10 protein-coding genes are annotated in these 12,117 nt (G+C 61.2%); 3 read left to right on the plus strand and 7 right to left on the minus strand.

Going from position 1 to position 12,117, the window contains the following annotated elements; translation table 11 throughout:
• The first annotated feature begins 98 nt into the window (after positions 1-98).
• A complete protein-coding gene (locus tag KY494_RS25715) occupies positions 99-1,595 on the plus strand; it encodes an acetyl-CoA hydrolase/transferase family protein (RefSeq protein ID WP_219888677.1) in 1,497 nt (498 codons plus the stop codon).
• A 74-nt stretch (positions 1,596-1,669) separates the two neighbouring features.
• Here the strand turns inward: KY494_RS25715 and KY494_RS25720 are convergent, their stop codons facing one another.
• Positions 1,670-2,041, minus strand: a complete 372-nt coding sequence (locus tag KY494_RS25720) for a hypothetical protein (protein WP_219888678.1) — start codon at positions 2,039-2,041, stop codon at positions 1,670-1,672.
• Positions 2,042-2,137: 96 nt separating this feature from the next.
• On the minus strand, positions 2,138-2,800 hold the full coding sequence (locus tag KY494_RS25725) for a TetR/AcrR family transcriptional regulator (protein ID WP_219888679.1): 663 nt from the start codon (positions 2,798-2,800) through the stop codon (positions 2,138-2,140).
• Between the two features lie 301 nt (positions 2,801-3,101).
• Here KY494_RS25725 and KY494_RS25730 point away from each other — a divergent pair, with 301 nt between their 5' ends.
• Positions 3,102-4,223: a M14-type cytosolic carboxypeptidase gene (locus tag KY494_RS25730; protein WP_219888680.1), complete on the plus strand. Its 1,122-nt coding sequence runs from the start codon at positions 3,102-3,104 to the stop codon at positions 4,221-4,223.
• Positions 4,224-4,235: 12 nt separating this feature from the next.
• Entirely contained in the window at positions 4,236-4,700 is a 465-nt protein-coding gene (locus KY494_RS25735) for a CYTH domain-containing protein (protein ID WP_219133733.1), read from the plus strand.
• A gap of 173 nt (positions 4,701-4,873) precedes the next feature.
• On the opposite strand, the gene KY494_RS25740 is transcribed toward KY494_RS25735, so the two are convergent.
• The 5 genes from KY494_RS25740 to KY494_RS25760 all read right to left on the minus strand — a co-directional run bounded on the left by KY494_RS25740 (position 4,874) and on the right by KY494_RS25760 (position 11,813).
• Positions 4,874-6,127, minus strand: a complete 1,254-nt coding sequence (locus KY494_RS25740; RefSeq protein ID WP_219133732.1) for a DUF2863 family protein — start codon at positions 6,125-6,127, stop codon at positions 4,874-4,876.
• A 212-nt stretch (positions 6,128-6,339) separates the two neighbouring features.
• Positions 6,340-9,060 carry an aconitate hydratase AcnA gene (gene acnA, locus KY494_RS25745; protein ID WP_219133731.1) on the minus strand — a complete coding sequence of 907 codons (2,721 nt, stop codon included), beginning with the start codon at positions 9,058-9,060 and terminating at the stop codon, positions 6,340-6,342.
• 88 nt (positions 9,061-9,148) lie between these two features.
• Complete coding sequence (locus tag KY494_RS25750) at positions 9,149-9,700, minus strand: hypothetical protein (protein ID WP_219133730.1); 552 nt, start codon at positions 9,698-9,700, stop codon at positions 9,149-9,151.
• 13 nt (positions 9,701-9,713) lie between these two features.
• A complete protein-coding gene (locus KY494_RS25755; RefSeq protein ID WP_219133729.1) occupies positions 9,714-10,712 on the minus strand; it encodes a CoA ester lyase in 999 nt (332 codons plus the stop codon).
• Positions 10,713-10,823: 111 nt separating this feature from the next.
• Entirely contained in the window at positions 10,824-11,813 is a 990-nt protein-coding gene (locus tag KY494_RS25760) for a malate dehydrogenase (protein WP_034752084.1), read from the minus strand.
• Positions 11,814-12,117 lie beyond the last annotated feature (304 nt).

A 12,117-nucleotide genomic window follows, 5' to 3' on the forward strand; every position in this document is an offset into this window, starting at 1 on the left:
CCATGCATGTAAGCGGGATTTTATACTGAATCCACTTATGGGGTTGGTGTATGACAGCCATCCAGTTTGAGAATATTAAGAATATCAGGAGCATCACGATGTACGAGGACCGTATCCGCCACCCAGGCTTGCTCAGCAAAATCATGAGCGCCGATGAGGCAGCCAAATTGTTCCACAACGGTATGCGTGTCGGCATGAGCGGGTTCACCCGTGCCGGCGACGCCAAGGCCCTGCCGCGCGCGCTGGCCGAGCGCGCCCTGCAAGACCCGTTGAGCCTGACCTTGATCACGGGCGCTTCGCTGGGCAACGGCAGCGACGGCCTGATGGCCGAGGCGGGCGTGCTGGCGCGCCGCATGCCGTTCCAGGTCGACCCGGTCTTGCGCGGCAAGATCAACAAGGGCGAAGTCATGTTCATCGACCAGCATCTGTCGGAAACAGCCGAGCAGCTGCGTTCGGGCAACCTGGCCGCCGTCGATATCGCCGTCATCGAAGCGACGGCCATCACGGCGGCCGGCGCCATCATCCCGACCATGTCGGTGGGCAACTCCGCCGCTTTCGCCCAGCAGGCGAAGCAAGTCATCATCGAAATCAACCTGTCCACGCCGCTGGCGCTGGAAGGCTTGCACGACATTTACATTCCACAAGCCTTGCCAGGGCGCGAACCGATACCCCTCACGCGCGTCGACCAGCGCCTGGGCAGCACGGCCATTGCCATCGATCCGGCCCGCATCGCCGCCATCGTCATCACGGACAGCCCCGACAGTCCGTCGAACGCCTTGCCGCCCGACGCGGAAACGCAGGCGATTGCCGGCCACGTGATCGCCTTCCTCGAAGGCGAAGTGGCTGCCGGGCGCATGGGTCCGGAATTGCTGCCCCTGCAGGCGGGCATCGGCACCATCGCCAACGCCGTGCTGCATGGGCTGATCGGTTCGCCCTTCCAGAACATGACCATGTATTCGGAAGTGCTGCAGGACAGCGCCATCGAGCTGCTCGATTCGGGCCAGCTGGCATTCGCCTCGGCCTCGTCGATCACCCTGTCGGCCGCCGTGCACCAAAAGCTGATGGACAATATCGACCATTACCGCTCGAAAATCGTGCTGCGCCCGCAAGAGATCAGCAATCACCCGGAAATCGTGCGCCGCCTGGGCATCATCGCGCTGAACACGGCGTTGGAATTCGATATCTACGGCAACGTCAATTCCACGCACGTGTGCGGCACGCACATGATGAACGGCATCGGCGGCTCGGGCGACTTTGCGCGCAACGGGCAAGTATCGATGTTCGTGTCGAAATCGGCGGCCAAGGGCGGACGCATTTCCAGTGTCGTGCCGATGGTTTCGCATGTGGACCATACGGAGCATGACGTCGACGTGCTGGTGACGGAGTGGGGTTATGCGGACTTGCGCGGCCTGGCGCCGCGCGAGCGGGCGCCGCTTATCATCGAGCGCTGCACGCATCCCGACTACCGCGAGCAATTGCGCGCGTATTACGACGCGGCATGCCAGCGCGGCGGTCACACGCCGCACATCCTGGAGCAGGCGCTGTCGTGGCATACGCGCTATCAGGAAACGCAGAGCATGCTTGAAGCGCAGTAAGCTTCGCGCAATAAGCTTCGTTAACAGCAAGACTGGGCAGGGCGGTGCGGCACCGCGCCTGCCTTTTTCACTATTCAGTACATATGCAGCGCCTTGGCGCCCAGGCCCAGCAGGGCAAACGTGGTGGTGGCCTGTATGCCCATGAACCACAGGAAGTGGGTGTGCATGTGCTTGCGGATGTCGCCCAGTTCCGTGCGCAGGGCGTGGCAATCGCCGCGCAAATCGCCGCGAAATTGCGTCAGGTCGGTACGCAGCAACTGCGATTCGTCGCGCAACTCCGTGCGTACATTGTCGAGGCCCTCGCCAAGACGCTGTTCCAGGGTCTTGAACCATAGCCGGTCATGTTCTCGGTCCGTTTCCAGTTTTGTCAGTCGCGCTTCCATGCGTACAGCATTGTTCGCGCTTTGCTGTTTGTCAAGCCGGTCCGTGGCATAGGCTTCGTTCATGTCGCACTCCTTCGCGCGAGCCGCGCTGCATCAGCGCAGGCGGCTTCACTCCACTGTCCGCCTTTTCTGCCGGGATGGTTTGCGCTGGATCAAACGTCAGGAAGCCGGTGCAAAGCGCAGGCGGATGCCTGTCGTGACGACGGCCCGCAAGTCGTCGATATGCGCATTCATTTCCGGGTGCGGCGTCCATGGGTCGCCCGCATCCATGACGATGCGCAGCGACACGAGGCCATGCAGTGCTTGCCAGAAGATTTGCGTCATCGTGTGCAGCGCCGGCTCGTCCTGGCGCACCTGGCCCGCCTGTGCCAGTTCGCCGAACAGGTGCAGCGCATACGCATACGGATCCTGCTCGATATTGCCGTGTTCCACTTCGACGGCGTCGATTTCCGCATGCGGGCGCAATTCCATGAAGATCAGCGAATATTCGTCGGGATGCTGGAAACCGTACTCGATGTAGGCGCGGCCGACCAGGCTGATGCGTTCCCATGGGTCAACGCTGCTGGCGCAGGCGGCACGCATGGCGCGCACCAGTTCCAGCAAGTCCTTGTCCATGGCCTGGGCGATCAGGGTGGCCTTGTCGCGGAACAGGGCGTACACGACGGTGGTGGAAAAACCGGCCGCCTCGGCCACCTTGCGGATGGAGACGGCGCGCGCGCCGCCCTTCTTGATGAGATCTTTCACGACATCGATGATGTGTTCGCGCCGCGACTGGGCCTCGCGTAACTTTCTTTCCTGAATATTGGTCAACTTCTTGTCCACGACTCTTTCCTGGCGACTCAATGAAAGCAAGAATTATAGGATGGCGATGGGCTGCCAATGTGTCTGGCATTGTTACAATTCAGTTTTTTGTCCGGTCGATGCGACAGAGCACCGATTTTTCGCCCTTTTGCCCGGCGCTTTGCCATCGATGCCCCGGATTGGTGCATAAATCGCCCGCCCAGGCTTTGCTAACGGGGCCAAAGGGCGGAAAATAGCGGGATAGCTTACACTGCGTTTTTAGCGCGACGGCGGTAGCCCACGAGGCGACGCCGGAACTCTTACATTTGGACGGGATCATTACATGACCATTAAAATCAGCCAGAACTTCGACTCGGGCGCCATCGAGGTGCTAAGCGCCACCAGCGTAGGTGCCATCGACCTGAACTTGCGCAAGGATAGCCACGCCGACATCCATCAGTGGTTCCACTTCCGCCTGCAGGGCGCGCGGGACCAGGCATGCACGCTGCGCATCCTGAACGCGGGCCAGGCCACCTATCCGGCCGGTTATGAAGACTACCAGGCCGTGGCCAGCTACGACAGCGAAAACTGGTTCCGCGTGCCGACCTCGTTCGACGGCCAGGTCATGACGATTTCGCATACGCCGGAACTCGACAGCGTGTACTACGCGTATTTCGAACCGTATTCGTGGGAACGCCATCTGCGCCTGCTGGGCGAAGTGGCCGAGCATCCGCTGGCGCGCGTGTCCGACCTGGGCAGCACGGTCGACGGCCGCGACATGAATATGGTCACCATCGGCAACCCGCAGGCGGAAAAGAAAATCTGGGTCATCGCGCGCCAGCATCCGGGCGAATCGATGGCCGAATGGTTCGTCGAAGGCCTGATCGACTCGCTGCTCGACGACGCCAATCCGATCGCGCGCAAACTGCTGCAGCGCGCCGTGTTCCACATCGTGCCGAACATGAACCCGGACGGCTCCATCCGCGGCAACCTGCGCACGAATGCGGCCGGCGCCAACCTGAACCGCGAATGGATGACGCCTTCGCTGGCGTCCAGCCCGGAAGTGCTGTGCGTGAAAAACAAGATCCACGAAACGGGCGTCGATATGTTCTTCGACATCCACGGCGATGAAGCGTTGCCGTACAACTTCGTGGCCGGCAACGAAATGCTGGAAAACTTCACCCCGGCCCAGGCGGCGCACCAGAAAGCCTTCATCGAGCGCTACAAGCAGGCCAGCCCCGACTTCCAGGATAAGTTCGGCTACGCGGCCAGCAAGTACAAGTCGGACATGCTGACCCTGGCGTCGAAATATATCGGCCACCACTTCGGCTGCCTGGCGCTGACGCTGGAAATGCCGTTCAAGGAAAACGCCGACTTGCCGGATCCAAGCGTGGGCTGGAACGGCGCGCGCAGCGCGGCCCTGGGCGCAGCCATGCTGCAGCCTATCCTGCTGTCGCTGGATTGAACGGCGTTGATCATGGGTGTCGAGATCGAGCGTAAATTTTTGCTGGCCGGCGAGGCCTGGCGCGGCCTGGGCCAGGCGGTGCTGCTGCGCCAGGGCTACCTGTCGTCCGCGCGCGAGCGCGTGGTGCGCGTGCGCATCGAGGGCGACCAGGCGATGCTGACCATCAAGGGCGCGAACGTGGGCGCGACGCGCGGCGAGTGGGAGTATCCGATTCCGCTGGCCGACGCCGTCGAATTGCTCGACGGCCTGTGCGAACAGCCGCTGATCGAAAAATACCGCCACCGCATCGAGCACGCGGGCATGGTGTGGGAAGTCGACGAGTTCCTGGGCGCGAATGCGGGTTTGATCGTGGCCGAGATCGAACTGGCTTCGGAAGACCAGCCCTTCGAGAAACCCGACTGGATCGGCGCGGAAGTGTCGGGCGATGCGCGCTACTACAACGCAAACCTGATCCGCCACCCGTTTTCACAGTGGTGATGGTGTTGTAAATGACGTTGCAATGAAAAAGGCGGAACCTCGGTTCCGCCTTTTTTGCCTGCGCTGGTGGTGTTGTCGGATTACGCGCTGCGCGTTAATCCGACCTACAGCCCGTACCGGCATCGTAGGTCGGATTAGCCGGTACGGCGTAATCCGACAACACCGTTACAGCATCAGTGGAAATGCTCTGTACCCTGTGGCGTATCCTCGGGCATTTCCGCATGCGCCAGCTCACCGACAGGGTCGGCAAACAAAGGCGCGCCGCAATCGTCGCAGTATTCACCGACAAAACGTTCCGCGTGGCGCTTGATCTGCGTCACGCCAGCGGCGTTCAGGTGCTCGATGATTTCATCGACGGGCGTCTTTTGCTTGTCCAGCGCGGCGATGCCGACCTGGATCAGGCCTTCGATCGGCGTGCCATCCTCGTCTTCCTGGCCGTACAGGGGCCAGACGATGCCGTAGATGACGTCCGGCGCCTGGCGCAGGGTGAAGGCGATGCGATACTCGTCCACCTGGCTATCGGCCGCTTCTTCGCCGAAGCCGGCGATGACGGCACGCAGTTCCGACGGCTCGACGGCCAAGGTGTGCGTCAGGTAGTGCACGGCGGCGCGCACGGAGACGGGGCGTATCAGCTTGTCCGCTTCGCGGCAGGCCACATAGTACGCTTCCGGCAGCAGCAGTTCCAGGCCGCAGCCGGGCAGCAGGCGGGCGATGGTCGGCGTCGCCTGCGTGCGCCATTGTTCCAGGGCGGCGCTGCGCTCGGCGATGAAGTCGAGCTGGCTGGCCGGCGTCTGCCAGCGGAACAGCGGTGCGCCGCTTGGGGCCACCACGGCCACCAGCAGGTAGCGCGTGTCGGCCAGGAAGGGCGCCGTTTCCGCCTCTTTGCTGGAGGGCTTGACGGCCGTGCCTTTCAGCGCGGCCAGTGCCAGCTTCTGCGTCTTGACATAGGTCTCGACGTGGCTGCGCGGCAGCTGGTCGATCGAGTACAGGGTCGGCGCCATGGCCATCTTCGTGCCGTCGGCCAGCAGGTGGGCGGCGAAATGCGCCGACAATACGCCGTGCGCATCGCCGGCCATCGGGCCGGAAGCAATGGAAAAGCGCGTCCACGCGAGGATGGGCACGGCGACCAGCAGGGCGTCGTAGCGCACGTCTTCGTGCGTGATGACGGTCGATTCGCTGACGGCTTCAACGCAGTCCATCAGCACGTCGTAGGCGTTCAAGTCTTCCTTGAACAGGCTGCCCAGGGTGTTGTCGATGGTGTCCTGGTGGCCGGTTTTGAGTAATTTCTGGAGCTGCGTATCCAGGCTGTGTTCCCAGGACCGCTCTTCGAGACGGCTGGCTGCCTGTACGATCGCCTGGGCAAAGGTGACCAGGCGCTGGCTGTCGGCAGTCAGTTTATGGGATGAATCTTTGGAAGGACGACGCATAGCGGGATAAGAGTCTCGGAAAGTGAAAAAAATGGATCAGTCAAACAATGATAAACCCTTATAACCGTATTGTAGAGGATTCGGCCGCACGCAATACGTAAGCTGTTCTTAGATCATGCCAATAGTCGAAAATTCAAGTAAAAACGGGGCGGCAGGACGAAAAAAAACGCCGGTCGGAACCGGCGCTTTATCTTACCTCACAGCTGGGCTGATTACTCGGCCAGCAGTTGACGCAATACGAATGGCAGGATACCGCCATGCTTGTAGTAATCGACTTCGATCGGCGTATCGATGCGCAGCAGCACTTTCACGTCGACGCTGGTGCCGTCGGCGCGGTGGATCACCAGGGTAGCCAGTTGTTGTGGCTTGATTTCGCCTTCGAGGCCTTTCAGGTCGAAGGTTTCATTGCCGGTGATGCCCAGGGTTTGCACGCTGTCGTCGCCGATGAATTGCAGCGGCAGCACGCCCATGCCCACCAGGTTCGAGCGGTGGATGCGCTCGAACGAACGGGTGATCACGGCTTTCACGCCCAGCAGTTGCGTACCTTTGGCCGCCCAGTCGCGCGACGAGCCCGTACCGTACTCTTCGCCGCCGAAGACCATGGTTGGCGTGCCTTCAGCAACATATTTCATCGCTGCGTCGTAGATCGACATTTCTTCGCCGGAAGGCTGGTGGATCGTGATGCCGCCTTCGACCGCCGAACCGTCCGCTTTCGCAGGGATCATGCGGTTCTTGATGCGCACGTTGGCAAACGTGCCGCGCATCATGATTTCATGGTTACCGCGACGCGAGCCGTAGGAGTTGAAGTCCGCTTTCAGGACGCCGTTTTCCTTCAGCCATTTGCCTGCAGGACCATTTTCCTGGATCGAGCCGGCTGGCGAGATGTGGTCGGTGGTGATGGAATCGCCGAACACGCCCAGCGCGCGCGCGCCTTCGATGCCGGTGGCCACTGCCGCTGGCGTCATCGAGAAGTTGTCGAAGAACGGTGGTTCAGCGATGTAGGTCGATTTCGGCCAGTTGTAGACTTGACCGGAGACGGTGGTGACTTTTTCCCACAGCTTGCCTGGCGCGCCCTTGACGTCCGCGTAGTTGTCCTTGAACACCTTGGCGTTCATGGCGAACTTCATCATGGCCGACACTTCAGCCGAGGTCGGCCAGATGTCGCCCAGGTAGACGTCCTTGCCGCCCTTGCCCTTGCCGACAGGTTCCGTCATCAGGTCGCGCGTCATGTTGCCGGCGATGGCGTAGGCGACGACCAGCGGTGGCGAGGCCAGGAAGTTCGAGCGGATGTTCGGGTGAATACGCGCTTCGAAGTTGCGGTTACCCGACAGCACGGCCGACGCGACGATGTCGTGCGTGGCAATGGCGGCGTTCAGCTCAGGCGTCAGGTCGCCCGCATTGCCGATACAGGTGGTGCAGCCGTAGGCGGTCACGCCGAAGCCCAGTTTTTCCAGGTACGGCAGCAGGCCGGCGGCCGTCAGGTACTCGGTGACGACGCGCGAGCCAGGGGCCAGCGAAGTCTTGATGTGCGGTGCGACTTTCAGGCCGGCTTCGACGGCTTTCTTGGCCAGCAGGCCGGCAGCCAGCATCACGCTCGGGTTCGAGGTGTTGGTGCACGAAGTGATCGCGGCGATCAGCACGTCGCCGTTCGACACTTTGACGTTATTGGTCGTTTCGTACACGGCGTTCAGGTCGGCCGGATTCTTGTTGAAACCATTTTCGCTCGTTGGCTTGGCGAACAGTTCGGCGAAGTTCGCCTTGACGTTGCCGATTTCGATACGGTCTTGCGGGCGTTTCGGGCCGGCCAGCGACGGTGCGACCGTGGCCAGGTTCAGTTCCACCACGCGGGTGTAGTCGATGTCGCCCGCTTTTGGAATGCCGTACAGGTTTTGCGCCTTGAAGTAGCTTTCGAACGCGGCGATTTCAGCCTTGCTGCGGCCGGTGCCCTTGAAATAATCGATGGTCGCGTCGTCGACCGGGAAGAAGCCCATGGTCGCGCCGTATTCCGGTGCCATGTTGGCGATCGTCGCGCGGTCCGTCAGGGTCAGCGATTCGGTGCCTTCGCCGAAGAATTCGACGAACTTGCCGACGACTTTCTCTTTGCGCAGCAATTCGGTGATGGTCAGCACCAGATCGGTGGCGGTGCAGCCTTCGCGCAGCGCGCCGGTCAGGTTCACGCCGATCACGTCAGGCGTCAGGAAGTAGACTGGCTGGCCCAGCATGCCGGCTTCCGCCTCGATGCCGCCCACGCCCCAGCCGACCACGCCGATGCCGTTGATCATGGTGGTGTGCGAGTCGGTGCCGACCAGGGTGTCAGGGTAGTACACGTCGCCGGCTTTCTTGCCTGCGTGGTGCACGCCGCGTGCCAGATATTCCAGGTTGACCTGGTGGACGATGCCGAAGCCTGGTGGCACGACGCCGAAGGTGTCGAATGCCTGCATGCCCCATTTCATGAACTGGTAACGCTCGTTGTTACGCGAGAATTCCAGTTTCATGTTCAGGTCCAGCGCTTTCTTTTCGCGGTAGTGATCGATGGTCACCGAGTGGTCGACCACCAGGTCGACCGGCACCAGCGGTTCGATCTTCTTGGCGTCGATACCCATCTTGGCGGCCACGTTGCGCATCGCCGCCAGGTCGGCCAGCAGCGGTACGCCGGTGAAGTCTTGCAGCACGACGCGCGCCACTACGAACGGGATCTCGTCGGTGCGCTCGGCGGTCGGGCCCCAGCTCGCCAATTGCTTGACGTGTTCTTCGGTGACTTTTTTGCCGTCGCAGTTGCGCAATACCGATTCGAGCACGATACGAATCGACACTGGCAGGCGGGAGACATTGATGCCCAGGCTTTTTTCCAGTGCCGGCAGGGAATACAGCTTGCCCTTCTTGCTATCCGAAATATTAAAGTCCTTGAGCGTGTTCAGAGTGTTGCGGGACATGACCTCTCCTTGTTGGGTATCGTCTATTTATTGATTATTCAAATTACAAAACATGACTGAGCCCCCGAAGAGGCCCTTGCTACGCACATCAGCCGCCGGTGACTGGCAAGACGCCCAGCGATGGCGCCGCTTCCAGCACTGCCGCCGGCTTGGCTTGCTCCGCATCCTTGCATTCATTGGCCAACTGGCGGCCCTGCTTGGAATCGAGCAGCATGCCTTTGGCCGGGATGCCGATCCAGACCAGGCCGTACAAGCGGTTTTCGAAGCGGTTGGCGCCGGTGGTGGTGCCAACGCGGCTCAGGCGGTGCAGGCGCTTCTTCCAGCGCAGGGCGATGTGTTTGTCGTCAGTCGCATTGGTGTAGATGGTAATTTTATTACCAAGTTCACAATTGAAATCCGTGGAGGCCGAGCCTGCGGTGTTCGGTTCATCGGCTTCTTCCTTGTCGGCGACCGACATGGCGAGCGGATGGTCTTCCTTGACGGCCGCCTTGGCCTTGGTGGTCTTGGCCTTTGGCTTGGCCTTGGCCTTGACTGCCTTGGGATTTGCCTCTGCCGTGGCGGCGAAGCTGGCTGGCGTCAGCGTGAGGGTCATGGCGCCCAGCGCGACGCTGCAGGCAATGGCTAATTTGGAGAGGGACATCGTGTAATTCCTGTCAGTTTTCAGTGGAGCTGGAAGAGGGGGTGTTGAGCAATGCAGCGGCCGCCTCGGGCAGGCCGAGGCCCGCCAGTTTGGCGCGTTGCAAAACGGTCCAATAATATCGGTAGCTGGCGCGGTCGTGCAAGCGGCCATTTTGCGCAATCGGTCCCCAGTTGGCGCGCAGCGCTTCATTGAGGATGTTGCTGGCCTCGTTGACTTCGGACAGGCGCGGCGTGAAGGCCTTGATGATGGGCTTGATCTGGTCCGGGTGGATGCTCCACATGCGCGTATAGCCGAACTCGGCTGTCGCGCGCTGGGCGTCGTTGGCCACCACGGCCGAATCGCGCACGTCCGTCGTCACGTTATGCGACGGCACCTTGCCGTGCGCGTGGCAGGCGGCCGCCACTTCGAGCTTGGCGCGCACCACCAGCGGGTGCGTAAATTGGCCCGGCGTGCGCATGGCGGCGGCGGGAATGGCGCCGTAATGGGCCGAAACGAAATCCATGATGCCGAAGGACAGGCATTCGACCTGGGGCAGGGCGGCGATCGCGTAGGCGTCGCGCAGCGCGCCATGCGTTTCGATCAGGATGTGCACGGGCAGGTTGTCGCGGCCGGCGCGGCGCGCGTGCAGGTTGATCAGGTCGATGGCCAGCATGGCATCCTGCACGCCGCCCACCTTGGGCACGGCGATGTAGGCCAGGCGCGATGCGGCGCTGCAGATGATTTCCACGTCGCGCGCGAAAAAAGGGCTGTCGACGTCGTGCACGCGCACGCCGATGCGGTTGAACTGGTTCTCGTCGCTGGCCAGCAGGCCGGCGATCATGTGGGCGTGGGACTCTTCATTGCCGGCGCTGGCGCCGTCCTCGCAGTCGAACGTGATGTCGAACAGGGGCCCAAGCTCTTGTTGCAAAGCAATCGATTTACGCATCAGCTTTTCAGAGCCGGCGTAGTGGTCGCAAGCGGCGAGCAACAGCGGCTGGCGTTTGCCTTGGAATAAAACCTCGGAAGGGTGCATGCTTAAGGCATTTCTGCAGGTAAAAACTACTTGATAAAACAGCCGCGCCGCGAATCTCGCGGGGCGGCCTTCTTGGCGGGCGGCGCTCAGGCCGCGCCGCCAATACTGGATTTAAGCCAGCAGGTGCTTCACGCCTTCGCGCTCTTCGGTCAGCTCTTTCAGGGTCAGGTTGATGCGCTCTTGCGAGAATGCATCGATTTCCAGGCCTTGAACGATGGTGTACTCACCGTTGTCGGTGGTGACCGGGAAGCCGAACACGGTGCCTTCAGGGATGCCATACGAGCCATCGGAAGGTACGCCCATGGTGGTCCACTTGCCAGCCGTGCCCAGCATCCAGTCATGGATGTGGTCGATGGCGGCGTTCGCCGCCGACGCTGCCGACGACAGGCCGCGCGCTTCGATGATGGCCGCGCCGCGCTTGCCGACGGTCGGCAGGAACACGTTGGCGTTCCATTCCTGGTCGTTGATCAGGTCCTTGACGGCCTTGCCGTTGACGGTGGCGAAACGGTAGTCGGCGTACATGGTTGGCGAGTGGTTGCCCCAGACGGTCAGCTTCTCGATATCCTTGACGGCGGTGCCGGTCTTGGCAGCGACTTGCGACAGCGCGCGGTTGTGGTCCAGGCGCAGCATGGCGGTGAAGTTTTTCGCCGGCAGCGACGGTGCCGATTTCATGGCGATGTAAGCGTTGGTGTTGGCAGGGTTGCCGACCACCAGGACTTTGACATTGCGCGAAGCGACGGCGTCGAGCGCCTTGCCTTGTACCGTGAAGATCTGGGCGTTCGCTTCCAGCAGGTCCTTGCGTTCCATGCCTGGGCCGCGTGGACGCGCGCCAACCAGTACGGCCACGTCGACATCCTTGAAGGCGGTCAGCGGATCGGAGTGGGCGGTCATTTCCGTCAGCAGCGGGAAGGCGCAGTCGTCGATTTCCATCATCACGCCCTTGAGCGCCTTCTGGGCTTTTTCGTCCGGGATTTCAAGCAGTTGCAAGATGACAGGCTGGTCTTTGCCGAGCATGTCGCCATTGGCGATGCGGAACAACAGGGCGTAGCCGATCTGGCCGGCGGCGCCGGTCACTGCAACACGCATTGGGGTTTTAGCCATGATGAATCTCCAAAAATGGGAAAGAAAACGGGCTTGAAGCTGGGCTTACGCTTATCCGGAAAAACTATAATGATACCAAAACCGGCACGCGCCACCGAATTGCTGGTGTACGCCGCCGTCACGCTCGTGCTGCACGAGGCCAGAGTGGCTGGCCGACAACATAAAACGCTGGCTCACAAGTTTTATCGAAGGCAGTTTAGGCCTCCGATCTGTATCTGTCAATCATATCTTATGTCTTATATAAGACAGATAACTACGAGTGTTTTACTGGACGCGGGCAGTGATTTGTGTTGAAATGTCGGAC

It is taken from the genome of Janthinobacterium sp. PAMC25594 (genome assembly GCF_019443505.1).
Classification (GTDB): domain Bacteria; phylum Pseudomonadota; class Gammaproteobacteria; order Burkholderiales; family Burkholderiaceae_D; genus Janthinobacterium.